This window comes from Barnesiella propionica, assembly GCF_025567045.1.
Lineage (GTDB): Bacteria > Bacteroidota > Bacteroidia > Bacteroidales > Barnesiellaceae > Barnesiella_B > Barnesiella_B propionica.
In genome coordinates, this window is record NZ_JAOQJK010000001.1 from 255,266 (window position 1) to 281,393 (window position 26,128).

At 42.7% G+C, this 26,128-nt stretch carries 17 protein-coding genes; 4 read left to right on the top strand and 13 right to left on the bottom strand.

Annotated features, from left to right (window positions below; all coding sequences use genetic code 11):
• Window positions 1–60: 60 nt before the first annotated feature.
• The 13 genes from OCV73_RS01095 to OCV73_RS01155 form a co-directional block, all read right to left on the bottom strand.
• Window positions 61–486, bottom strand: coding sequence for a hypothetical protein (locus tag OCV73_RS01095; RefSeq protein WP_147548445.1), 426 nt, complete (start codon window positions 484–486; stop codon window positions 61–63).
• A gap of 195 nt (window positions 487–681) precedes the next feature.
• Window positions 682–3,369: a carbohydrate-binding protein gene (locus OCV73_RS01100; protein WP_147548446.1), complete on the bottom strand. Its 2,688-nt coding sequence runs from the start codon at window positions 3,367–3,369 to the stop codon at window positions 682–684.
• 17 nt (window positions 3,370–3,386) lie between these two features.
• A complete protein-coding gene (locus OCV73_RS01105) occupies window positions 3,387–4,493 on the bottom strand; it encodes a T9SS type A sorting domain-containing protein (RefSeq protein ID WP_147548447.1) in 1,107 nt (368 codons plus the stop codon).
• 26 nt (window positions 4,494–4,519) lie between these two features.
• Window positions 4,520–7,708, bottom strand: coding sequence for a glycoside hydrolase family 66 protein (locus tag OCV73_RS01110; RefSeq protein ID WP_147548448.1), 3,189 nt, complete (start codon window positions 7,706–7,708; stop codon window positions 4,520–4,522).
• Between the two features lie 54 nt (window positions 7,709–7,762).
• Window positions 7,763–9,304, bottom strand: a complete 1,542-nt coding sequence (locus OCV73_RS01115) for a RagB/SusD family nutrient uptake outer membrane protein (protein ID WP_147548449.1) — start codon at window positions 9,302–9,304, stop codon at window positions 7,763–7,765.
• 13 nt (window positions 9,305–9,317) lie between these two features.
• On the bottom strand, window positions 9,318–12,416 hold the full coding sequence (locus OCV73_RS01120; protein WP_147548450.1) for a SusC/RagA family TonB-linked outer membrane protein: 3,099 nt from the start codon (window positions 12,414–12,416) through the stop codon (window positions 9,318–9,320).
• Window positions 12,417–12,602: 186 nt separating this feature from the next.
• Window positions 12,603–14,033: a sugar porter family MFS transporter gene (locus OCV73_RS01125; protein ID WP_147548451.1), complete on the bottom strand. Its 1,431-nt coding sequence runs from the start codon at window positions 14,031–14,033 to the stop codon at window positions 12,603–12,605.
• 35 nt (window positions 14,034–14,068) lie between these two features.
• Window positions 14,069–14,848: a glucose-6-phosphate isomerase family protein gene (locus tag OCV73_RS01130; protein ID WP_147548452.1), complete on the bottom strand. Its 780-nt coding sequence runs from the start codon at window positions 14,846–14,848 to the stop codon at window positions 14,069–14,071.
• Window positions 14,849–14,853: 5 nt separating this feature from the next.
• Entirely contained in the window at window positions 14,854–16,632 is a 1,779-nt protein-coding gene (locus tag OCV73_RS01135; protein ID WP_147548453.1) for a class I mannose-6-phosphate isomerase, read from the bottom strand.
• Window positions 16,610–17,587, bottom strand: a complete 978-nt coding sequence (locus tag OCV73_RS01140; protein WP_147548454.1) for an ROK family protein — start codon at window positions 17,585–17,587, stop codon at window positions 16,610–16,612. Before OCV73_RS01140 ends, OCV73_RS01135 begins: the two co-directional genes overlap by 23 nt.
• Before the next feature lie 4 nt (window positions 17,588–17,591).
• Window positions 17,592–18,152, bottom strand: a complete 561-nt coding sequence (locus tag OCV73_RS01145; RefSeq protein ID WP_147548455.1) for a glucose-6-phosphate isomerase family protein — start codon at window positions 18,150–18,152, stop codon at window positions 17,592–17,594.
• A 161-nt stretch (window positions 18,153–18,313) separates the two neighbouring features.
• Window positions 18,314–19,198 carry an AraC family transcriptional regulator gene (locus tag OCV73_RS01150; RefSeq protein ID WP_147548456.1) on the bottom strand — a complete coding sequence of 295 codons (885 nt, stop codon included), beginning with the start codon at window positions 19,196–19,198 and terminating at the stop codon, window positions 18,314–18,316.
• Window positions 19,199–19,340: 142 nt separating this feature from the next.
• Entirely contained in the window at window positions 19,341–20,186 is an 846-nt protein-coding gene (locus tag OCV73_RS01155) for a helix-turn-helix domain-containing protein (RefSeq protein ID WP_147548457.1), read from the bottom strand.
• 150 nt (window positions 20,187–20,336) lie between these two features.
• On the opposite strand from OCV73_RS01155, the gene OCV73_RS01160 reads away from it, so the two are divergent.
• The 4 genes from OCV73_RS01160 (at window position 20,337) to OCV73_RS01175 (ending at window position 26,109) form a co-directional block, all read left to right on the top strand.
• Window positions 20,337–21,674 carry a TolC family protein gene (locus OCV73_RS01160; RefSeq protein ID WP_147548458.1) on the top strand — a complete coding sequence of 446 codons (1,338 nt, stop codon included), beginning with the start codon at window positions 20,337–20,339 and terminating at the stop codon, window positions 21,672–21,674.
• A gap of 21 nt (window positions 21,675–21,695) precedes the next feature.
• Window positions 21,696–22,793 (top strand): HlyD family secretion protein, encoded by a 1,098-nt coding sequence (locus OCV73_RS01165; RefSeq protein WP_394802938.1) that lies wholly within the window; start codon window positions 21,696–21,698, stop codon window positions 22,791–22,793.
• 3 nt (window positions 22,794–22,796) lie between these two features.
• Window positions 22,797–24,458: an MFS transporter gene (locus tag OCV73_RS01170; RefSeq protein WP_147548460.1), complete on the top strand. Its 1,662-nt coding sequence runs from the start codon at window positions 22,797–22,799 to the stop codon at window positions 24,456–24,458.
• A gap of 208 nt (window positions 24,459–24,666) precedes the next feature.
• Window positions 24,667–26,109 carry a TolC family protein gene (locus tag OCV73_RS01175; protein ID WP_147548461.1) on the top strand — a complete coding sequence of 481 codons (1,443 nt, stop codon included), beginning with the start codon at window positions 24,667–24,669 and terminating at the stop codon, window positions 26,107–26,109.
• The last annotated feature ends 19 nt before the right edge of the window (window positions 26,110–26,128 follow it).

Below are 26,128 nucleotides of genomic sequence, written 5' to 3' on the forward strand. Positions count from 1 at the left end.
GTCTTATCCGCATGGTCGGGACATGATATTTTTTCCCGTGTAATCTCCTGAAAACGTTTCTTACATTTCTTCCCTGAGACTATTGAGCAGAGACCACATTTTTTCACCCTCGTCCATATAGAAAGGAGTTATTGCAAAATGTCCGCTTTCTATCCTGCAGTTGGGAGAAGGCGAACAAAGTAATTCTCCCCTGAACAAGAAACCTATCCGTTTTCCGACCGCTTTTCCGGTTTCGTCTGCAAAGATACCGTTTTTTTCATCCTTGAGTTTGCCGATTATCTGATATTCTGTTTTTCCATCAATAACAACAGAATCCATCCCGATATACTCAAAATCCTTTACGGTTACAAACGGCTTTACTCCAATGCTGTCATTCGCATCTTCCGATATATGGTACCACCCGTCAGGCTTTGTCGTCGATTTCGAAACACATCCCCCGAACAAGACGAGAACAGTGCACGTTATGCCAAATAATTTTAGATTCATAACCAACCACCTTTTATATTATCACACAAATTTATATTTAATTATTTTACGTCAATAATTTTTTCGGGAAAAACGTCATTTCCTGAAAACGGTTTTATCCACCGATTATTTATCTTGAGATTTTATGATAAATATACCCCGGAATCTTTTCGAAACCGGGGTATATTCATAAGAAAAATATTTAATTATACCGTCTCATAATTTTATCACCTCTAAATGATCTATATGACAATCATTCGCATTTTCTTTTCCATGAGACATATTGAAGTCATATCCGTTATTATCGGGATCATACGATAATTTTACCGTATGTGTACCTGCTTTCATACCGCGTAGCCCGATATAATTGGAATTCATCCACGTTGTCCAGTCTCCGGTTGCTTCCAGAATGAAAGTTCCGGTATCCTTTCCATCTACAAAGACAGAACGTATTGCGCAGTAAGTGCCATCGGGCCCGTGTCCGTTCGCTCCTCTCAATACGATCATATAATCTCCGTCTTCCGGTAATTCTACAGTGAACCCCAAATCTGCAGGTTTGGCACACAGGTCTACAACAAAACCTGTCCCCGTATATCCGGGATGTACCTTGCATAAAGTACCGGAATGACTGGCTTGTTCCGCTTCATATACGGCTCTCCTCGTCGTATGGATAACCGGATTGGACATATCGGACTGAAAACCGTTCTTATTATCTACGGAATATACCGAATAAAAACCACTCGGTTCATCTTTCATAGAATACGGGGAAGTTACCAGCTTATCTTCAGTATCATTATCAGCATGCAAATAATATTTCAATCCGTCTTCCTGCTCCCAGGTAAGAACAGAATCACGCAGAGATAATACAGGCTCTACCGGAGACCAGCATTTTCCCGGGCCTGCCTGAACCAGATTTATTTTATTATCCGGTGCTCCGGCAACCATTTCCATATCTATGACATAATGTCCTTCGGATGCGGCCGGCAAAATGTAAGGAAGCGTTTTTTCTTCGCCGTTTACTTTCAACGATTTTATTTTATTTCCGTTTCCTTTGACATTCACATCTATAAGAGCATTCCTGTATTTAAAGCCGGAAAGAGATAATTTACCGTTTACCATTTCAGGAACCACCGGATTGAAAGAAACTCCTTCTTCGGTAAGATTTATTCCGAATAATACCCGGTAAACCATGCTTATATAGGAAGATACCGACCATAACTGCCTGCTGGAATTAAGAGCTGTCCCTCTGTCATATCCGGTATCATAGGTCATATTTTCCTTATGTGTAAGGAATAACGCGGATTGACGCATAAGAGATTTCACCATATGGTTTACGGCTTCGACATTGCCGGCTTGTCTGGCGGCATACATATAAGGAGTCTGCCATACAGGCCATATACTCTTATTATGATATGAAAAATCATCGGGAATAGAGGGATAAAGCACTGCTGCTCCGTATTGGTAAAGAGGATAATTCTCTACCATTTCTTTAGATTGTTCTTCTGTTGCCGCACCCAATATGGCACATAATCCGTTGGACATGACGCCTACACGGCCGGTAGCCTTGTAAGCGGAAATTTCAGGATACAAATAACAGTCGTAAAGTCCTTTCTTTTCGTTCCAGAAATACTTATTGATGTTCGTTTTTAAAATATCATGATATTGTTTCCAGTAAGAAGCTTCGCTCTCCGGTTTTCCCAGCAACTCAGCCGACCGGAAGAGAAATTCATACAGGAACAGATGCAGGGCATTGGTTCCGCATGAGAACGAACTGCCTATCATGGCATTTGTAAACCAGTTGGGATAAGTATGGGTACGCCAGTCCATTGAACAGGTTTCTCCTTTGAACAAGCCGACATTCTTATCGAAAGCGACATGTATATCTTTCCGGGCCGTATTTCCAAGGCCTTCATATACCGATGCGAGCCAGCCCTTATCGCCTGTATACAGATAATATTCCCAGGCCGCCATCGCCCAGACTACCCTGTCGGTAGAGATGGGCCAGGAACCTCCGCTACCGGTATCCTGCAAGGCTTCCTCCGGATTCTTTAAGGTCTGCTTCTCCAAAGTCTTACGCGACTCGTCCGGCATGATCCACGCATACGAAAAATAGATGCTATATACGGCATCGCGTGTCCAGGTATCGGGCCAAAGGGCTCCGGCCATAAATGTGCTGTCGGTACGAACATCCAGCAACATTTCTTCCAAAGCCATATTGTAAAGAGCCTCCATCAACAGATTGTTTTCGGTTGAGAATTTGGGAAAACCGGATATGTCTTTATTCAGTTTCCAAACATTACTGCCGTGATAGTCGGACTTTATCTCGGTGGCGGAAACAGCTTCCGCCATCCTTTGTCCCAAAAATGAGGCATCTGTAACACTATTAGGTGTGAAGGCGAACGAAAGGAGCGATCCTTTTTCCCGGACCAACGTCCAGTGTGAAGAGAAATCGGTATTCCGGTCCGACCCGGTCATTTTCAGACTTCCGTTTTCCTCCGCCAGACGAGACTCAATCCCTGTCGTCTTATTGGAAATCGTATACCATCCGCAATTTTTCTGGGTAACAAAATCGAAATTTCCGTAAAACCACTGCGCCGATTCGGGGCGTTCTCCCTCAACGGAGACACAGGTAACCCGGTCACCGTCGAGAGAAAGATAACGTCCGCTTTTTTTATTCTTGATGTAAATTTCTTCTCCCGGAGTCGCTTCGATTTCCCACAAAGAACTTTCTCCCATCTTTTCGGAGCCGAATTTACAAAGCCCGTCTTCTTCATATAAATATTCTCCGGTTTCCCTATTCTGAAATCTCCATTCGGAATATATCTTGCCTTTACTGCTGCAAGCTGTTACGAATAAGAGGAGAACTCCTATTACGAAAACCAAATACTTCGGAATTGTTTTCATATATAATTAAGTTTCAATTAAAATACAACTATTTTAGATGTATTCATTTCATTACCGGATTTTACACATACGATATATGTACCTGTATTCCATCCTTGTGTAGGTAATGTAATTTCATTTTCACCTGCAGTATTCATAACTTTAACAAGTTGTCCCATCGTATTATAAACCTGAACTTCGGACACAATTTCCTTGCAGGAAACTTTAACTTCGGCACCAGCTTTCACCCAGTTAGGATAGACTTTGACACTTTTATTATTCATAACAGATTGAACAGCACTGGTAACGTTTTTTTTCACACTACACACATGAGTAGGTGTTATACCGGCAGGCATAAGAATAGTTTTGTCGAATGAGCCTTTTCCGTTATTACTGTAACCTCCGTTTTCCTTTTTGGTCGCACTGTTATGGAAATTGATACTGACTTCACCGTCATCCACCGAACACAATCCCATATCGTCATATCCATCACCGTCGAAATCCCCTAATACCGGAATGTCATAGGACGTACCGAATTTCATCTCGATATCCTTCACGGCAAAATCGGGAGTTTTATATTCGGTAGTGGAAGGAGTGAACGAACATAACCAGGAGCCTTTATCGTAACAAACGACATCGTCCTGACCGTCACCGTTCATATCTCCGGCCAGCAGAATATCTTTATCGCTTATACCGAATTGAAGGTTCACATCGGGAGCCATCGCCATAAAATGCATCAGCCACCAAAGTCCCCATTCATTATCCCGGCGGATAGCCACGTCTCCTATACCGTCCCCGTTGAAATCGCCCGATAATCTTTTATCTCCTACCGACATTCCATAAATCACTTCCTGAGGATCAACGAAATTATTTGAACCGTCATTATAATAAAAAATCCACTTAATCAATGCATCGTTCAAATCGACTTCGCATAAATCGAAATGGCCGTCACCATTAGCATCAAACACATAAATATCCGAGATAGCCCTGTCTTTCGTTTGAGTAGGCAATGTAAGATCGATCTTCCCGTCCAAATCGAAATCAAATGAATAGCCTTCACTCTGGGACCAATAAACCAAACCGTCCTGACTGTACATACTCATAGTCAAGGATAAAGAAAATAATAAAAAGATAATTTTTTTCATGGCTTTTAATTTTAATATTAATTATATCAATTTACTATGCAACGATTTTGTAATAATACCTCATGAGTATTTCTATCGCTTACACATATCAAATACACCCCTTTTGTCCGCCGGCCGACAGAACAGGATATTTCCTGTTCTCCGGCTATGATATTTTTTTGCAATATCAAGCGCCCCGGCATATCCATCATGCTCAAAGAATATTCCTTACCGGAAAACAATTCTGGAGACTTCACCTGTAACCATCCCGAACTATCCAGGAAGAAGACCGATTTATCGTTTTTTTTTACATCTTCGATGCCTCCATACTCGGGCGACATAAACATCAAATTATCGTAATCGGCGCTATTGCGGTCAACTGGTCCGTAATGAACAGCCGTAACAATGGCATCGGCCCAGTCCTCTCCCCATAATCCTTTTATATCTTCCCGGATATCCCGCTCATATTCCACCCATACGCCATTCTGTGGTTTTACAGGAAGTAATGTTATATAGGCTATATTCGGCTGGTTATAACCTACCCGATAATAAAGGTCTCTGGTTTCCCATACGGGAGATGTCTTAGACGGTTTCAATAAACGAAAACCGAACCAGCTGGCCGTCGTATTATTGGAACGAACCGCTATTTTAAATTTGTTAAATTTATTCACAGGTACGCGTATGGCTCCCTTAGTGGTCGTATTGAAACGAATATCTCCGGCTGTCACCCGAATGGCTTTTTCTCCTTTATAGGCATCATTTATAGAATACCACTCAGCGACATTACCGTTATAATTGCTGGAAACTACCAAAGGTTCCTCATCGTCCATAACAGAGATAAAATCGGCATCGGCGGGATGAAGGGTTTTTCCTTCTGCATCATATTCAAAGACCAGATCGGGAAAATCGTAAGAACCTTGCCGAGGCGCTTCCGGCAAAGAAGGCGAATGTTCCGATGTCAAAACCAAAGTAGCAAACGATGCAACAGAAGAAACCGTCGTTTCGATACGGTTATTATTTACCGTATAAGGTAATTCGGTACTGCCGTCGATCGTAACACAATATAACTTATGAGGAACCAGACCCGAAGGCAAATCGAATGCACACGACACTGAAGACGGTTGAGGGTCTTTATTTACTATATCCCAGCGCAAATCCACCGAATTACCAAAATTAATAAGATCCACTATCATGGCATCAATATGCCGCGTACGTTTGTCATAGCGTTTTTTCAATTTATAATAAAGACCGTTATTACTACCGGTACAAGCGAGATTCCCTTGCATATAGTCCGTAATCAGATAAGCGGGGTTAGAATAATACAAGTATGCGCCGTAAGCTGCTACAAAACGATTCCAACCGGCAATACGGGACAAAACATCCTTCGGATAATTCACGGCATGAAACGGTACGGGATCGGTAAATCCGGCCACTCCGTCCACCACTTGCGCTGCAGGATATCCTCCGGCTGACAAACAAACGGCAAACTGGTAGTCTATATTCTCCCGGGGCCAGCTCGTCGTCAGGTTCATTTCGGCAGGAGGATAAAAATTTGCGAATACCGGTTTATCGGGGAACCGGGATTTCGCATCATAAATATCCCTGTACAGATCGGAATATTTCGTTCCCGTCCCGAAAGGCCACAATTCCATGAATTGGTGGTTTGCTACCGCACCTGTCGTATAATGAGGAATGTTTCCGCTCGTAGAAGGAAGTTGCAAAGCGGTAGTGGTAACATCGTCCCGGCATCCTTTCACAGCTTTATCCAGTTGATCTACGAACTGTGCCATCTCGTAAGAGAAATTACCAGTTCCCGACAGTCCGTCACATACATATGTTTCAGGAAATCCGTACCAGTCCCAGCGATATCCGTCCCAGTTATACTCATTTTGAGCCATGACCGCCTGAGCCGTAAAATGTTCGTTAAAGCTTTTATATGTAGCTCCGTTCACCTCTTCCGGTGCATTCACACTCTCGTTCGTAGACATCAGATAAAGATAAGAGTTGCCATATGTCATGAAACTCCGGTCTCCGCTGTTCCGCATCGCCCAATCGGGATGAGACATGGCAAAAGCAGGGGTTGCTGCATAAATGCCCGTATAACAGACCGAACGGCCACCGATAGAACGGAACTTCTCGATCTTACGTTTCATCATCTCCCGGCTGGTCCATAAACGGTCGTCTCCCACATATGTATTCCAGGTAGATGTACGGGGAGCTATTTCCTCATGGGCTCTCATCCAGGGATGATATTCGAGCGTATTGATCCCGGCAGCCTGTAAAGCTTTTCCCCATTTATCCACATCGAGAGAATTGTCAAATATACACGTCCATCCATGCCGCAAATTTACCTCCGATCCTGTTTCTTCTATTGTCGCTAACGGTAGTACAAGCGGACGTGAAGAATCTATATCGGCCATTGTAACAGCAAGAATGCCTTGTAATGGAACCGGAATTTCCATATCTACACTTCCGGTTCCATTCAATAAAGCATAATGTTCGTATTTTGGTTTCTCCCTCTTATAGAAATTCACTAATACTCTGTTCTCGGAAGCCCGGTACAAAGCCATATCGTCATAACCGTCCCCATTAAAATCGCCGACTACAGGAATATCGGACTGTATACCGAAGGAGACTCCGTTGATAGCCAGATGGGTTTCAAAATCGGGATATCCTGTTATAGATGAAAATGCAACATACCAGGTTCCTGTAGAAGGACGATACACACAAATATCATCTACTCCGTCGGCATTGAAATCTCCTGCAAGCGGAATATCACCGGGCAACCCAAAACGGCCTTTGGCATCGAATTGTCCGTCACAGGGAGCAAAATCGACATACCAGGTGGCTAATGCGGCCGATCCCGAGCGCATAATCGCCAGATCGGTCTTTCCATCCCCGTTAAAATCACCAACGACACACCGGTCTGTCTCACTGACCCCGAAGTTTACCGGAGCTATTTCCTGATAATTTCCGTTCCCGTCATTTATCTTCCATATCCACCGGATCGTTTCTCCCGACATATCTATTTCACAGATATCGGACTTACCGTCTCCATTATAATCACCTGCCAAAGCACCACCGGAAAACGGAACAGTCAAAGATTGAGAAATAACAGAATGGTTTCCGGCGTCAAAATTCCACCCGGTCTGTGTACGGTATATCAGATCATCATGCGCATAAAGTCCCGTACTGAACATGATCGCCGAGAATAATATAATATGTGCTTTTTTCATATCGGATTTATATATATTGGTGATAATACAATGTCTGTAAAATATCTTTTCTGTTTAATAGCCCGGATTATTCGGCAACAGGTTAGAATTGGCATCTATATCGTCACTGGGAACAGGCAGTAACAAATGTTTGGGTAAAGTAAAATTAGACTTACCGATACTTGTAAAGAACGCCTTCGCATATTCTCCGTTCTCATCATATCTGATCAGGTCGAACCAACGGTGTCCGCCTTCAAAGGCCAACTCCATACGCCGTTCGTGACGAATAATCTCTCTTAATTCTACTTGGTCCAAAGTAGTTACGTTCGGAAGCCCGGCTCTCATTCTTACCCGGTTAAGTGGTCCTCCTTCGTTCTCGGAAGAAGCAGAAGCAGAAGCTTCGGATACGCGTCCCAGTTCATTAAGAGCTTCGGCCTTCATAAGCAGTATATCGGCAAAACGCAAAACCGGGAAGTTAAGAGGACTGTCCATAGCACGGTCCACTCCTATATTCTTACACAGGAATTTCTTGACATTATGCCCTGTCTGAGAACAGGCAGGGTCGTACGACCAGCCCTGATAAACGTCACCCTGACACCAAACCGACACCGGTTTCCGCAGGTCGCCTGATTCATAAGCAGATACAAATTCAGGATACACGGCAAACCAACCGAAGTTTCCCCACTTGCCTCCGATATTTATACTGGCCAGCGGTGCCATATATTCATGGTGCCAGCCTCCCTGTCCCAAAATATCGAACTCGGCATACGCTGTTACATCTTTTTCATACTGTACCTCGAAAAGGCTTTCGGGACCGTTCTCACGGGTATCGTCAAAATTCCATTCATATTTACGGTTCAAAGAGTATACACCCAGATTTGTGACAGAGTCTATCGCCACCAAAGTCTCGTTATATTTTTTAAGCGTAAGATATACCTTCGCCAGCATGCCGAATGCAGCGCCTTTGGTCGCACGGCCTATATCCGTCGAATTTTCATAAACAGCGGGCAACATAGAGGAAGCATCGGACAGATCATTTATGATATTCTGGTACACAATATCTTTACTGGTTCTGGAAACCTGAAGGTTATCACTGGCAGTCTGTTGTTTCTCGATCCAAGGCACATCCCCGAAAAGTCTCACCAAATTGAAATAATACAGGGCTCTGAGAAAATGGGCTTCTCCCTTATACTGTGTTTTTTTGGCATCCGATATTTTCGGAGATTTATCAATATTGGACAATATCCAGTTGGTACGACTTATACCCGCCCACGGCCCGCGCCATAACTCTTTTGCTCCGGAATTATCACTCGTAGTAGTAAAATTGGACAACTGGGTAGTCTCCAAACCGTTCCCTCCGGCTTCATTCCCTACACGGCCTTCACCGGCCATAATGTCGAGCGTCCACATACGTAAATTATACATATACGAGCTTTGGAGCCTTTGATACATCGAATTCACCCCGCTCTCTATTTCTTCCGGACTACCCTTTTCGAAAAAGTTCTCGGTAATAATCTGGTCGTTGGGTAATATATCCAGATTATCCATACATCCGCTTAATGATAGCGATAATCCCACAGCGGATATAATATATAAATATATATTATTTATTTTCATAGCTACAATAGATTTAAAATTTAATTGATGCTCCAAACATATACGTCCTGCAAGTCGGATAGATGCCATAGTCAAGTCCCCACAGTCCCACTTCAGGATCGAGTCCCGAATAGTTTGTCAGAGTCCACAAATTATCGAAGCTGAGATACAGTCTGAGCGATTTTACTCCTGCTCTTTTTATCCAATCCTGGGTGAACGTATATCCGAAAGTAAGATTTTTCAATCTCAGATACGAACCGTCTTCCACCCAGCGGGTAGAGGCTCTGTTATTGCGGTTAGGATCGGCGTATATAGCACGCGGCATCGTATGGCTGCTGCCTTCTCCGTTCCACCGGTTCAAAGTGGAGGTAAACTGATTGTACGCACTTTCCATACCTTCATGAGAAACTCTTACTCCATTCCATATATCATTTCCGTAAGAACCCTGGAAAAAGAGGCTTAAATCAAAATTCTTATAACCGAACTGGTTATTAAAGCCAAAAATGAAATCGGGTTGCGGATTACCGATAACCGTACGGTCAAGGTCATTAATTACATTATCATTATCATTGACATTGACGAAATAAATATCACCGGGCGAAGTATTCACTTTGGAATCGTGAGAAGCTTTATCCGCCGCCCTATTCTCCATAGCCGGACCTGTGAATACCTGATCAAGGTTCTGATATATTCCTCCCATTACAAATCCATAGAAAGAATTAATAGGCAAACCTTCCCGGATTAAACTGATGCCATTAAGAATTTCCGGGCCTCCCAGTTTCAATACCTCATTCTTGTTGAAAGACATATTCAAGTTGGTCTCCCAGGTAAACTGACCGACAAAATTGCGCGTATTCAAGGTGAATTCGATACCCTTATTTCTTACTTTTCCTATATTTACAGGGGGCCAGTCTTCTTGTTCCAGCGATGTACCGCTGGTTTGCGGAACCGGTTTTTTCGTCAGCATATCATTCGTATTCTTCAGGTACAAGTCCACACTGGCAACTATACGGTCATTCAGGAACCCCATATCCAAACCTACATTATACTGTTCGACAGCTTCCCATTTGATAGAAGGATTAGACAGTTTGTAAGGATAGATAAGTGATACCAAATTGGATTCGAAACCTCTTTGCGAACCGAAATTATAAACTCCGTTTACCTCCAGTTTATCGGCAAAGGCGTAAGCATCGATATTTTGATTACCGGTCTGCCCATAACCTAATCTCAGTTTCAGCATAGATATCCAGGGAACATCTTTCATAAACTCTTCATTGGATATATTCCAGGCTGTAGAAAAAGAAGGGAAATATCCGAACCGGTTGTTTTTACCGAATTTTGAAGAACCGTCGGCACGGAAAGTGGCGGTAAGAAAATAACGGTTATCATACGAATAATGCAGACGTGCCATATAGGACATCAACGCCCATCTATAAGAATTTCCTCCTACATCTGTAGCTTTAGTCGAATTATCGAGTTCGGTCGTCATTTCGCTGGCCCGGCCCGTACCGGCCGCCGACATCCATTCTTTTTTATACTCTTGGTATGACGTACCTATCATCGCATTCAATTTGTGTTTTCCTATCTTCTTATCATAAGAAAGAGAGTTGTCCCATAAATAAAGTTCTTCATAAGCAGAAGACAAGGATTGGGAAGTATTGGTTTGTTCCTTATTTCCCCATTTATATTTAGGAATATAATTATTGTTATATTCATATCCTAGTTCGGCTCCGCCGGTCGTCTTAATCACCAGACCTTTTATGATCTCCCATTCTGCCGACATATTCGCCAGCATCCGGAAACCTTTCATGCGATAAGACTGCTCATTGATAATAGCGACGGGATTCAACGCGTCTCCGTTCAGCTCCGCATTTCCTGTAGGCCCGTTATATTCCCCGTTCTCATCATACATGGCAACGGAAGGAAGCATCCTCATAGCATTCTGGATCACTGTAGATACCGGTTGATTACGACGATTTTCCGCACTGAGGTTAATATTAGCGGTTACTTTTACATTGCTGAGTATCTGAGAAGAGACGTTAGATTGTAAAGTCAAACGATTGAAATCCGAATTTTTCATAATTCCTTCTTGCGTATAATAACCTAAAGAAGTGGAATGCTGTATTCTTTTTGTTCCCCCCAGAATGGAAAGATTCACCTTGTGCATGGGTGCCATCCGGAATAACGGAGAAATCCAGTCGGTTCCTTTGCCTAACGAACCGGGATCGGAAAACAACGGATTCAAGGAGAGACCGGCATTGCCTCTCATATCATTATGTAAAGAGGCATACTGCGAAGCATTCATCATATTGAATGTCTTCGCGGTTTTCTGAATACCGTAACTATAATCCAAGTTTATCTCCGTTTTGCCTTCACGTGCCTGCTTGGTAGTGACGATCACCACGCCATTCGCACCCCGTGAACCGTATATAGCAGTAGCAGAAGCATCTTTAAGTACATCTATAGTTTCTACATCTGCTGGATTTATATACCACATCCCGCCGTTCACGGGAACTCCGTCAATAACATACAAAGGGGAAGCATCATTTATCGTTCCCACTCCCCGTATAAGGATAGAGACATCTCCTCCGGGAGCACCCGAATTTTGGACAACCTGCACACCGGATATTTTTCCAGCCAGCGACTGAACGACATTGGATGTCGCATTCTTCGTCAGCTCCGCACCCTTTACCGATGCAATAGCGCCCGTTACATCGGAGCGGCGCATCGTACCATATCCCACAACAACCACCTCGTCCAGGGCCTTGGTATTCTCTTCCAATACGATATTCACCGCACTCTTCCCCGATATATTCACTTCGGCCGGATGATACCCGACATAAGAGACCTGAAGAACAGAGCCAGTACCCGTACGAACGGAAAAATCCCCGTTCATATTAGTAACAGTCACATTACCAGATCCCTTTATCTGTACTGTAGCGCCAATAATGGGTTCTCCCGATGCACTCACCACTTTTCCCGAAATAAATTGCTGCGATTGTGCTCCAGACTGCTCGGAACGTACTTGTGTACCAAAAGCCATCATATCGGCCTGCTGCAGTGAGAACAGCGCCATAGCTACGATAAGTCCGCATTGCCTGATGACTCTTTTTCGTTTTCTCTCTCTTGTCATAATTGCGTGTTTTTCGATGTTATTTTTTATCTGTTTTTCATGTAAAAAATAAAGCACTTTTATATTATGCTAAATTAAAAGAATGTCATACATACTCTTTTCTCCATTTTAACCAACAATTATGGTATTTTATCATAATCGTGGGTTCAAACAGGATATTAGAATATTTTCCTTTACAAAGAATTTCTATTTTAATAGACGTGGAACACCACCTTTTCTCCAATAGTCCTCAATTCGTTCCAATGTAACACCCTTCGTTTCAGGAACATAGAAATATCCCCAAATAATTGCAGCCAACGCAATGACCGCATAAAACCAGAAAGCTCCCGCAGGATTACCCAGATTCTCATCGCCCAGATATATTTCCGTTCCTCCTATTGTAAATGCTTTAACTATTTTAAAGAATGTAAATGAAACGATTGCATTGAACACCCACACGGACAACGAGCCTAAAGAAGAGCCGAGCCCGCGCACTTTTTGAGGAAATATTTCAGAAATAATCAGCCAGCCCAACGGGCCTATGCTGATCGCATAAAATGAAACATAGGAAAAGACCAGTATGATGGACAGCCATTTCCCAGCTTCGCCCAGATGTGATGATAAAGCAAAACAGGTACCCAGCAGAACCAGAGAAACAAATATGCCGGTAAGTCCTGTAAAATAAAGTTTACGTCTTCCCAGTTTATCGACAAAATACACCGACACTAATGTAAACAGAAGATTAATGATTCCGACACCCACCGCTGCCCATATAGCAGAAATAGTACCGTCGAAACCGGCCATCAGAAAGATCTTGGGACTGTAATAAATTACTGTATTGATTCCTATAAATTGCTGGAAGAACATAATACCGATACCGATGATCACCGCATTCCTCAGCCAGGGTTTCATAAGTTCCCTGAATCCCGATTTTTCCTCCTTACTTTTTTCTATTTCTCCTTTGATTGTGCGATACGAATTTTCCATACCTTCATACCCTTCTATACGGGCAAGAACTGCACGGCCTTCCTCTTCCCTTCCATTGCTGATCAGCCACCGGGGGGTCTCCGGCATAAACAGCATTCCTATCAGCAATATCAAAGCGGGGATAACTCCAACATAAAACATAGGACGCCAGCAGGAAACAACTGCCTCATCGGCAAAAGCAAGATCGGAAAGATAGGATGCCAACACACCTACCGTAATCATAAGCTGAAACATGGAAACCAATGTGCCCCTTTTTTGAGCAGGCGATATTTCTGCTATGTACAACGGTACGGCAAAAGAAGAAACCCCGATCGCCACCCCAAGAAATAAACGGGATACGATGAGATGTCCTATATTGGGTGCAAACCCCGACCACAGGGCTCCTATGGAAAAAATAACGGCAGAAGCCAGGATAACTGTCTTTCTCCCCAGTCTGTCAGTCACTTTCCCACAGAACAAAGCTCCCAGCACAGCACCTACCAGACCCGCTGCCGTCACCACTTCTATCATGGAATTATCCAAACCGAAATCTTTCTGAAAAAAAGGAATCGCACCGGAAATGACCCCGGTATCGAATCCAAACAGCAAACCTCCTGTCGCTGCAATAATTGCAATGACGTAAATTACGGCATTATTGTGTTTTGGTTTCATTGTATTTGAATTTAAGAATTGAAAAAAATTATTTATCAGGGTTCGTAATTTCTCCAGACATTTTCTTTCAGTGCAGGATTCGGCACATACAGAAATGATTCGGGCGATCTTTCGAACGTACGGTATATAGCCTCTCCTTTTACAATACCTAAATCGGAATGGTCAGCCGGAGTTTTACATATCAGTGCTGTCTTCTCGTAAGAAGGATTGGCACTCCACTCGATCTTGTTCTTTTCATTAAAAACAGGAAACCAAGCTATGCCTTTATGTTTACGGATACCCTCATACTCAAATCCGTAATCTCGGTCACACCAAGCCCCGAAAGTCAAGGGCTCATCGGGATTGGCACTAATAGTGGCATGCGCCCAATACGGAGGAACGATCACGACGTCTCCGGCCTTAGCGTACACGGCATAACAACGTCCAGGATTATCTTCGGCATACTCCTGCATATATATGATAGCTTCTCCCGACCAGATTTCATAAACTTCAGGAGTAGACCAATCGCTGAAACGCGATACCCAATGAATGTGCCCCTGGCTACGGATAGGTTCGTTACCTAAACGACCCGCTGCATATGTCACGACACCATACAGCAAATGCATTTTATAAAGCTGCTCTTTATGTTCCTGCTTCCCTACGTCCATGGCTATAGAATATACGATTTCAGGACCATCACAATCAGGATCGGCCAAACTCGCCCGTATATCGTTGAGAAAACGATTCTCCACCTGCGGACCGAACACATCTTTCCCATATACGAACCCCATAGGGTTCGTAGTGGGTACTATATCAAATCCCGGATTAAATTTCATAGTATTTATACGTTATGTTTTACAAATGCTTTAATGGTCCCGCATAATTGTCCGTCCGACTCTCCGTACGGACGTATGGTATATCGTCCCACCGAAGCAGGTATGATAAAAGTTTCGGCATAATGTACCACAAACGGATCGAATGCTCCGTCGGGACTTTCCACTACAGCTTCCCTGCCTTCTACCAGATTCAATACGTTCACGCTGCCGTCGGTCTCGTGCGTAACAGGTTTTGAAAACCAATGTCTGCGAGTTTCAATGAATTCACATTCGTGAAGTCCGGTATGTTCTTCGGTCCAGCCGTCTCCCTCCGCTACTTTTTCTATTTTATTATATATCTCTTTTTTTACCCAAGATTCAGTACGGTTCCACTGGATGACTTCTTTTCCATGACCTATATTGATAGGACGGGGACGGCCATCCAGTCCCAAACGTCCCCAATCCCACAATTTGAATGTAAAGATGTAAGGAGTCGCACTTATTTCAAGTACCATGCTGTTCTGTCCCGAACAATGTATAGTTCCGGCCGGAATCAATACGTGATCATGTTTTTTCACAGGATAAGAACCTACGTATTTATCTGCATCGAATCTACCTGTAGTTTGTGCATCCGTCAGTGCCTGTATCATTTCAGCAGGTTCCGTTCCTTCTTTCACTCCCAAATATACAGTTGCATCATCTTCGGCATCCAGCAAATAGTAGCTCTCGTCCTGCGTATAATGCATACCGAATTTTTCCTGTATGTATTGAGTAAGCGGATGTACCTGTAAACTGAGATTACCACCCTCCATCGTATCCAGGAAGTCGAAACGGATAGGAAATTCATCTCCGAACCTCCCGTATACAGGGTTACCCAGCAACTCCCGGGGATAAGCAAAGACAAGGTTAACAGAAGGTATCTCGAAACGGATATCCCCGAAACCCAGGAAAAGACTGTTTTCCTCGGGTACGCAATCAAAGCACCAGGCAAAATTAGGAGTGTTTTTATCCAAATCGCAGATTTCTTTCATCCATTGTCCGCCCCAGGGACCCGGATCGAAAAAGGGCACTACGCGGAAAGGAGTGGAAGCCGCTTTTTTAAGACCCTGTTCTACTGCGGCCGCCGTTGCCATTTTAGGTTCTCCGGCCACATTGGTATCCAGCACATAATTCCACCGTTTCATTAATTTCTTTTTCCAGCGGTCGCAAATACGCCAGTCCACAAAAAAAGCACGTTTATACTGCAACCCCGGACGTTCCTTTTTATTTTCAATTCCGACATTGGATATTTCATTCCGTCTGAACCTTAATTGGAGTTCCCAACGAGCCATATCGGCATATACGAGCAAATCGCTCTTTTCACAGAGATATGCAGCACCCACACCATAGACGATGATTTCTCCTGATTCCACAGAATTTATACCGGCACGAACCGCGCTGACTTTCTTGTCATCAAAATAACAGTCCATATGGAAACGGGTCATATATCCGAATATCTCGTCATCGGTAATATCATCTTTAAAAAAGGTATTGATCTCCCCGGAAGTTTTCATCGCATCCGCCGAATTGAACCAATGAGCTTTAGGGAATGCCTGCGTCAAAGCCTGCTTTACTTCTTCGTCCAAAATACCCTGATAACAGTCTATTACAAGAATTCTAACATTCTTTTTTACTATATCCAGTTCTGTCCGAAGCCGGGCTGTTATAGCGGACCAACCGGACCAGCACATATTTTCGGAATCAGGGGTTACGGACACGACAGGAAATTTGTCGTAATTAGATTTATAATTTGAATATTTCTTCATTTTTTTCTTTTTTTATTTCCGATAAATAATAATCCAAGCCCAGTACAGCCGCATTATCGCACAGGGATGACGCAACTATCCGTACTTTATTAACAGGCGACCACGCAAGTCCATTCACCCTATCTGTAATATACGGCAGAATAATATCTTTGCTCTTCATGATACCACCTCCCATGATTACCACCTCAGGATCGTAAGAATGGATATAGGAAACAATAGCAGCCGTCCATACATCCATGCATTCTTTACATATTATCGTGGCATCGGGATCTCCTTCTCTCATCAGGGAGAAAAGGCGTTTAAAGTCTAAATCGGCAACATTCTCTTTGAACCGGGACGATATATTTTCATTGGATCTGATGATCTCGGGTAAAAAGAAAGAAGAGGCCATTGCTTCCACACAACCTCTGTTTCCGCAACTGCAACGACGTCCCCGGTAGTCAACGATAATATGCCCTCCCAGTGAACCAGCCTGACTATGACTGCCGACAAGAGGACGGCCATTTAGGATCACCCCCGTACCGATACCGGTTCCTATTGTCATAGTCACAACATTATCATATCCTTTTCCGGCTCCATGGCGCCATTCCCCGATAACAGCCAACCGAGCATCGTTCTCAATAAAAAAAGGTACGTTCCAGCAATCGTATGCCCACTCGTTCAAATCGATACGGCAAGCATCATCATATTTATCATTCGTCGAAACGATGCGTCTTTCCGACGGATTTACCATACCGGGAAAAGCCATTCCAACCGCATTCAACCGATCCGGGGTTATTCCTTCTTCAGACAAGACGCGCTTTATTGCATTTTCTATAAACGGCAGCATGGAAGCTAATCCGTCAGAAGAATCGGAGGGCAAAGAAACGAATCTCACAATCTCGGAGTGCTGAAGGAGTCCTATCTTTACAATAGTACCACCCAGGTCTATTGCAATACTATAGTTATCTTGCATACAATTATTTTATTAAACAGGGTTCTCCTTCTATTTCTACTAATCTGGCTGCAAAACCATGGTCGGCTATCTCCTGATAATTATGGCCGGCATCGGACGGCCAGCAGGCGGCGAAAGAGAACAGGGTGTTACCTGTGTTCGCCATACGGTGTGCGACCCCGCCCGGTATATAATGCAGACTGCCCGGAAAAACCCGCTCAGCCCATACACGACGTTGTTCATCCATAAGAATAAGCATACCTTCACCTTCAAGTCCCCAATAAAATTCAGCCCGGTCGATCTGAGCATGATAGTGGCCTTTCGTCATCAGGTATTCACTCCCCACCTTACCGGCATGCAAATAAGTAATTCCAAAATACAAACCTCCCGGCGTACCCTCTTTTTCAGGTAAGAAGCTACTTACTTCATAAGCAGGCATGTCGGAATCCAATTCGGAAAAAGCTTTAGTATCGGCAAATATTCCTTTCAGGTCTCCTAACGTGCGGGATATCGTTTGTACATTTTTTCCAACCAACCGGTTTCCGGTAAAAAAAAGCCGGGGGATTTCAATTTCCATATTTTCCATACTATTGTCATTAATGTTCATACCTTGATATCGATATGACAAAGGTATGACGGTAAGCAAATCGCGCTATTCGCAATCTTTGCCAACCATTATGCTATTTTATCATAATTTTATACCCTGGGAGTGGAAATGATAATATTCTAAATGTTCTAAGGATAATTTCAGATGACATTGCGCTTCTTGACTCCATATTTATCTTGATACTCGGAGGGAAGCATATTTGTGGCTCTTTTAAATTGATCTATAAAATTGGACAGATTATTAAAACCTACTTCTAAACTTATGGTAGAAATCTTCATACGTCCTTCAATGAGAAACTTTTTGGCATGCCCTATACGCATATCATTAAGATACTGGACAAATGTCTTTTTAGTGCGCTCTTTAAAATACCGGCAGAAAGCCGTAGGAGTAAGCCCGGCAATAGCCGCAACCTCTTCCAGTTTGATGGGCTTATTGAAATTACGCACCAGAAACTGATATATTTTATTGAACCTTTCGAAGTCGGACGAATTAACCGATTGCGTAAAACCTACGCTGGCCAGCAATTCATACTCTTCGGTCGTAGCCATCATATCGAGCAAGGTAAGCAGGTTCGTCACTCTTTCTACCCCCTCTCTATTGAATGTCTGCCGTATATAACTCGCTATTTTTTCCCTGGATTCTCCGACAAATTTTATACCCCTGCGTGAGCGTTCTATCAGTTCCCGTATCCGCGCCATTTCAGGGAGACGTATCATAACCCCGCTAAACAGTTCTATCCGGAAATACACGCAATGACAAATCGCACGAAGCCCCAGGGCCGTATCCTGATATTCTTTGTCATTCCTCCACTCATGAGGCAACTGAGGTCCCATCATACATACGTCCCCTTCGGAATAGCCTTCGATATGATCTCCCACGAAACGAGTCCCTATGCCTTTTTCTATACACATGATTTCCACCTCAGGATGATAATGCCACGGTACGATAAAATAAGGCAGATCTTCCCGGTAAAAATTAATGTAATTATCTACAGTAAAAGGTAATTCCTGATATAACGGTTTCATAAGCAAGAATGCGATTAGGTTAACCTGAATACAAAAAAGATATTCTGTTCCAAAATTAAAGAAATTATTAAAAAACCGGCAAACTTACGATAAAAATTCCACATCCGTTACTTTTAAATTAATACCGTATTGCATTCAGCCTTTAACTGTTCCTGTAGTCCAGAGGTGTCATTCCGGTATGACGCCGAAAGTATTTTCCAAAAAAAGAAGCATTGGGAAAATTAAGAGAATAGGCAATTTGTTTCACCGTATTATTAGACGAGTGCAATTGTGTTTTCGCATCCAGTATAACGGCTGCCGCTATAATAGACGATACATTTCTTCCGGTAAGAGCTTTAACGGTACTGGTAAGGTGCTTCGGAGAAATACAGAGCTTCTGCGCATAAAAATTAACATGTCGTTCGGTACGATAATATTTCATCACCAGAATCGTCAAATCTTTGAACAGTTGTATACTCCGGCTGTTCTTTTCTGTTATAGCAGCCTGTTTCTTCTTGTAAAGGGCGGTTACTTCATACATGAGTCCCATTATCATATTTCGAAGAAACTCAACATGTTCTTCTTCTTCCAGTCTGTGGCACTTTTTCCCGACTATACAAAAGAAATCTTTCATCCACAAGGCCTCGTCTTCGGTAAGAGAAATCAACGGATTATCAGTAACAGTTTTCAGATACGGCATAGACGCACGTACCAGGCTCATATTTGTAACTAACTTATAAGAATAGAGAAATACATACACCCTGAAATCGGAAGTATGTTCTACCAATTGCATAATTACACCGGGAGGCAAAGTCAATAAATCATGTTTGTTTATCTGGCGTTTCAATAAATTTAATCTTAATGTAGCCGAACCTTCACAGCAAAGAATATAAGCAACGTCTTCTACTCTCCTGGGATATTTTAAATCCTGGAACAATTCGTTCATATTACCATATAATATATCCAGATTTTTTTCCGATTTAATCACATATGCATTCCTTTTTTTCATGACATCTCACTTTTACACCATCAAATATAGATGAAATTTACTTATATGAACAAAAAATCGGAGAAACAGAACATTCATCGTTTCAATATGACCTTTCTTTACCGTTTTGGAAGTACCTACCTTTGTACCATGAATTTATATTATTTAATAATGAAAAGAAAACTAATTATCACATTTATGTTTCTATGCTGTTTAAGCAATTGCCATCTGCTATCGGGACAACATCTTACTCTTCGGGAGAGCATCGAAACCGGCATACAACGAAACCTTTCATTACAGAATAAAAATCTGGACATAAAACAACAAACATATACGGTAAAAGAAAGCCGGGCTCAATTATTACCTATAATAAATGCCTTCGGGAACTTTACCAATAACGTCGACAGAGGAACCTCCGTAAGCGACGGTACGAGCCGGGGAATACCTTATGTAGAAACACAAGGATTACGATATAGTACCAACGGCGGGGTACAATTGTCCATGCCTCTCTACAACCAAACTATTTACACAGGAATCTCCCTTTCCCGGAAAATAGAAGAGATAAGCCGGCTGAATTATGAACAGGCACGGCAGGAACTTGTTTTTCAAATATGTAAATTATATTATCTGGGACAAACTACTTTCCGTCAAATAGAACTTACATCGGAAAACATATCGAGATTAGAAGAATTAAACGACATTACACGAGCTTTTTATGAAAATGAAATGACCCTGGAAATAGATGTAAAACGGGTCGATATAAATCTCGAAAATCTCAAAGTGCAACTTAGCAATGCACAGTCTATGTACGAACAGCAGCTCAATTTGCTGAAATACACAATAGGTCTGCCGGCCGACACGGTCTTTACCCTATCGCCTTTAGACAGCGATATAAATTTATCGTTCCAATGGGAAGGATTATCTTCCAATTTACCGGAGCTAAGATTGCTTCAGGAACAAATCCAAATGAGCAAACTGCAAAAACGCTCGGTCATTCAAGGTTATATTCCGTCTTTATCTTTAATAGGACAATTGGCATATACCAATTATACAGACCATTTCAGGAACTATTTTCATGCCAATACACCGGAATCTTTAAACCAATGGTATAACTCTTTCAACTGGGGACTTTCCCTCAGGATTCCCATCTTCGACGCTTTTGACAAAACCCTGAAGTATAAGAAAGCCAACGTAAATCATATAAAATCGAAACTGGCACTGGAAGATACGCGGCAACGAATGGAGACACAATACAATAACGCCATGAAAGAATGGATGAATAACCAACGTACATACCAAAGGCTGGATAATAACTATAAACTGGCCGAGGAGGTCTACCTGGTAACCGCAGAAAAATATAAAGAAGGCGTTTCTTCCATGACAGAATTACTACAGGATGAATTAAGGATGAACGAAGCGCTGAACAATTATATTTCATCCGTCTATAATTATAAAATGTCAGAGCTAACTTTATTAAGGCTATCGGACAAACTTACGGAACTTCAATAACTTTTATATAACCAATTACCAATATACCAAAAACAGAATATTATGTCAACAGAAAATCATAAAAAACAGCTTAAGAAACTCCGCATATTACGTACAAGCCGCTGGATACTCAGTACAGTAGGTCTCCTTGTCATTATCGCCGGACTCTGGCAATCCGTCCTCCTGTTCCTCGACTATAAAAAAAGCGAAACGACCAATGACGCGCAGATAGAACAGTATGTATCCCCTATCAACATAAAAGTTCCCGGATACATTCGTAAAATATATTTTACGGAGCATCAATATGTCCGTAAAGGAGATACGCTGCTCGTTCTTGACGACAGCGAATACAGAATAAGGCTGAAAGAGGCAGAAGCCGCTTTCATGGATGCTCAAGCCGGAAAAAATGTACTGGAAACGACACTGAACACTACGCAGAATAATGCGGCCGTATTCATTGCATCTATTAAAGAGGCGGAAACTAAAGTAAGCAAGTTAAAAAAGGATTATGAACGATATCAGAACCTGGTAGAAAGAAAAGCGGCGACTCCCGTACAACTGGAACAGATAAAAACAGAGCTGGACATGACTAAAGCACGGATAGAAGCGCTGAAGACCCAGCAAAAGGCGGCGCAAAGCAGTGTGAACGAGGTGAGCAAACGACAGGAAAACAGCAAAGCCGCGATACAAAGGGCGGAGGCAAATGTAGAAATGATGCGTCTGAACTTATCCTACACAATCGTAACCGCACCTTGTGACGGAGTACTGGGCAGGAGAAACATGGAAGAAGGACAGTTGGTAAACGGCGGCCAGAATATCACCAATATTATTCCCGATACCAAAAAATGGGTAATTGCTAATTACAAGGAGACGCAGATTGGAAACCTCACTACAGGGCAAAAGGTAAATATTAAAGTAGACGCATTTCCGGACAAAATATTTACCGGAGAGATCACGGCAATATCTGGCGCAACCGGTTCTAAATACGCATTGGTCCCTGCCGATAATTCCACCGGGAATTTCGTAAAGATTCAGCAACGTATTCCGGTGCGCATCGAATTCACTAATCTTTCCAGCGAAGAAAACAGGCTTCTGGCCGCAGGTATGATGGCCGAAGTAGAAGCAATCTTAAAAAAGTAATGCATGAAACGAAGTAATTTCCCATTTCATGACTGGGTTCCCCGTTGGTTAGGCATATCGATATTATTTTTCATGTTCCTTCCCAGCCTTTTTATCAGCGGGGCATATACCGTCAACAGCGGAGAAATGTCGTCAGGATTAGGTATCTTATCGGAACACATACAATTTTCCAGCTTCTGTACTTCGATAGGAATGGTGGTTTACGCTCCTTTCATGGTAAGCTTCCTCAAGATCGGACGGCCTAAAATGGTCTTTCTTGCCGGCTGCATTATATTATTCTTTTTAAGTTGGTTATGTGCCGTCACAGAGTCCATGCCGTTATTAATGCTCTGTAGTTTTTTTATGGGATTCATCCGCATGATACTGGTATTTAATACTCTGTTCACCCTTATACATTATGCAACGGGCATCGATGCTATCGCCGGGATCGAGAACGAGCCAGATCTCTCGCCGGAAGAATACCAGAAAGGAGAAGCGGCTAAAGGCATCTACCTGCCGTTCATGTATTTATTTTTCATGATAGTAGCCCAAATAGGGAACGCTATTACGGCATGGTGCGCTTATGAATACCAATGGCAATATTCCTACTATTTTATGATGGGGCTGCTTCTTGTTGCCCTGATTCTCACCGAAGTAACGATGAAATATCAGAAACGGCTGTCTCCGGCAAAAATAACTTTCTCCAAATTCGCCGATATGACAACGGCTGCCATCGCCATGCTGGGATTATGCTACATATTGATCTACGGCAAGACTCTCGACTGGTTCGATAATCCCAACATACGTCTCGCCGCTTATATATCCCTGGTTTCCCTGGGTATTTTTTTACTACTTCAGGCCAACAGCCAAAAAGGATATATAAAACTGGAAATCTTCAGTGTACGCAAAGGATTGATCGCATGTCTCATGTTCATGTTCATCATGATACTCAACAGCAGTTCCATACTGGTAAATGCTTTTACGGGAGTAGCCATGAAAATAGACAATTTCCAAAACGCCAATCTGGGTAATTACACAATCATAGGTTATATTGCCGGCGCAGTTACCGCCGCAGTCATGGCCTGGAAAAAAATTCATTATAAATATATTTTTTCGGTTGGTTTTCTCTACATCATTATCTCCGCCTTGTTCCTGTATTTCTGGATACAACCTCAGGGCCTCTACGAATATATGAAATGGCCTACCCTGATACGGGCTGCCGGGATGATTATAGTATATGCCATGAGTGCTATCTACGGACAATACATGTTGCCTAAACGACTTATGGTTTCCTGGGTATTCCTCATGCTCGCATTCCGTTCTGTTATCGCGCCTGTTGCGGGAGTGGCGGTATATAGCAATCTGATGAACGAGCGCCAGCAATACTATATAACAAAATTCGTATCCCGTGCCGACGCCACTAATACAGAGGTAGCAGACTTGTTCCGGCAAACACAGGCAGGAAGTATGATAGCACAAGGGAAAAGCTACGAGGAAGGTTCCAATCTGGCCGCCATATCCCTGCGCGGAAGGATACAAGTACAAGGATTATTAGCTACGCTCAAAGAAATTGCCGGATGGACAATCTGGGGAGGAATTTTATTCATTATCATTACGCTGATTATTCCTTACGACGACAAAAAAGAAAAACTGATACTGGAAACCTGGGCACGAAACAAAGGCTAACTAACATATTCTATTTTTTACCTCTATCATCTGACATTCCCGGAACGGAATTCCGTTCCGGGGATTTCTTTTTTCGTAAAAACGAAGATCCTAAAAATCACCGGCCGTTGTCCGTATGGCAGGATAGTACGCCCCGGTGTGTTTTCCTGAACAATCTTTTTTCTGTACCGTTATAAAGCTAACATTTAATTCATAAACAGAAATTTTTATGTTCAGATATTTGGCTTCATGCAGCATGCTTCTTTTCTTTTTGTTTCCTGCAATCCTGACAGCACAAAATCCAGAAATAGAACTTAGTTACGAACAGTCCGCACAAAGGTTATTACAGGAAAACCAAAGTCTTAAAATAGCAGCCAAGGAAATAGAATGGGCGAAAAATGAACATCAGAGACTGAACGCATTCTGGTATCCTTCTATCAACGCTACGGGAGCTTATGTACACATGTCGAATAAAATAGAAGTCAAAGAACCGCTAAGCCAGTTCACCGATCCGGCAAAAGATTTCGTGCATTCTATTATTCCCAACGACCAGATCATATCTTCTATCCTGGACAAAATAGGTTCCTATTCACTGAGTTTTCCGCTAACGCCCCAGAACCTCACGACCATAGACGCTAATATTACATGGCCCGTTTTTACAGGAGGTAAACGTATCTATGCCGGGAAAATAGGAAGATCGATGGTTTCCATCGCAGAAATAAACAGAGAACAGGTTCATGCAAACCTTCAAGTCCTGCTGGTAGAAACATACTTCGGACTGCGACTGGGGCAACGTGTCGTCGAAGTCAGGGAACAAACTTACCGGTCACTGGAGAAACATTACCAAAACGCACTGAAACTCGAGGCGAACGGTATGATAAACAAAGCAGAACGTTTATTTGTAAAAGTCAATATGGACGAGGCGAAACGTGAACTGGAATCGGCAAAGAAAGACCTGAATGTGGCACAAAACGGATTCAAGGTTTTGATAAAAATGGACTCAGAAAACGACATACGTCCTGTAACTCCCCTTTTCATCAATGACGGACTGCCTTCTGTTTCTTACTTCAAGTCTCTGGTAAGCGATAATAATTATATTATCAATCAAATAAAACTGGAAGAGAATATTGCAGAGAACGAATTGAATATAGCCCGCACCGGATATGCTCCTAATATCGCCTTATTTGGAAAACAAACTTTATATGCACACGGTATAGAAAAGAACCTTTTGCCCAGAACCATGATAGGAGTCGGTTTTACCTGGAATATATTCGATGGTCTCGACAGGGAGAGAAAAGTGAGACAGGCTAAAATAAGTAAGCAAACACTGGAGCTGGGACGGGAAAAAGCGATAGACGACATACGGGTGGCTATAGATAAATTCTATAGCCAGATACAAAACGCTCTGGATAATATCACCGCTTTGAATACCACCATAGAAATGAGTCAGGAATTGGTAAGAATGAGAAAAAAATCCTTCACAGAAGGTATGGCGACCTCCGCCGAGGTGGTGGACGCCGAAGTTATGCTGTCAAAGGTACAGATCGCCTCGCTGCTGGCTTATTACCAATACGATGTAGCCCTGATCAATCTGCTGGCGACATCCGGTATTCCCGATACGTTCCAGTCATACCGGCAAGAGGGTAAGAGCGAACACCTTATTTTTAATTAATCATACGGATAAACAGATC

Excerpts from the sequence above, each read along its gene's own strand:
- OCV73_RS01125 (WP_147548451.1), bottom strand. The coding sequence starts at position 14,033 with ATGAAACCAAAACACAATAATGCCGTAATTTACGTCATTGCAATTATT.
- OCV73_RS01160 (WP_147548458.1), top strand. The coding sequence starts at position 20,337 with ATGAAAAGAAAACTAATTATCACATTTATGTTTCTATGCTGTTTAAGC.
- OCV73_RS01100 (WP_147548446.1), bottom strand. The coding sequence starts at position 3,369 with ATGAAAACAATTCCGAAGTATTTGGTTTTCGTAATAGGAGTTCTCCTC.
- OCV73_RS01130 (WP_147548452.1), bottom strand. The coding sequence starts at position 14,848 with ATGAAATTTAATCCGGGATTTGATATAGTACCCACTACGAACCCTATG.
- OCV73_RS01110 (WP_147548448.1), bottom strand. The coding sequence starts at position 7,708 with ATGAAAAAAGCACATATTATATTATTCTCGGCGATCATGTTCAGTACG.
- OCV73_RS01155 (WP_147548457.1), bottom strand. The coding sequence starts at position 20,186 with ATGAAAAAAAGGAATGCATATGTGATTAAATCGGAAAAAAATCTGGAT.
- OCV73_RS01115 (WP_147548449.1), bottom strand. The coding sequence starts at position 9,304 with ATGAAAATAAATAATATATATTTATATATTATATCCGCTGTGGGATTA.
- OCV73_RS01175 (WP_147548461.1), top strand. The coding sequence starts at position 24,667 with ATGTTCAGATATTTGGCTTCATGCAGCATGCTTCTTTTCTTTTTGTTT.
- OCV73_RS01105 (WP_147548447.1), bottom strand. The coding sequence starts at position 4,493 with ATGAAAAAAATTATCTTTTTATTATTTTCTTTATCCTTGACTATGAGT.
- OCV73_RS01135 (WP_147548453.1), bottom strand. The coding sequence starts at position 16,632 with ATGAAGAAATATTCAAATTATAAATCTAATTACGACAAATTTCCTGTC.
- OCV73_RS01170 (WP_147548460.1), top strand. The coding sequence starts at position 22,797 with ATGAAACGAAGTAATTTCCCATTTCATGACTGGGTTCCCCGTTGGTTA.
- OCV73_RS01120 (WP_147548450.1), bottom strand. The coding sequence starts at position 12,416 with ATGACAAGAGAGAGAAAACGAAAAAGAGTCATCAGGCAATGCGGACTT.
- OCV73_RS01095 (WP_147548445.1), bottom strand. The coding sequence starts at position 486 with ATGAATCTAAAATTATTTGGCATAACGTGCACTGTTCTCGTCTTGTTC.
- OCV73_RS01140 (WP_147548454.1), bottom strand. The coding sequence starts at position 17,587 with ATGCAAGATAACTATAGTATTGCAATAGACCTGGGTGGTACTATTGTA.
- OCV73_RS01150 (WP_147548456.1), bottom strand. The coding sequence starts at position 19,198 with ATGAAACCGTTATATCAGGAATTACCTTTTACTGTAGATAATTACATT.
- OCV73_RS01145 (WP_147548455.1), bottom strand. The coding sequence starts at position 18,152 with ATGGAAAATATGGAAATTGAAATCCCCCGGCTTTTTTTTACCGGAAAC.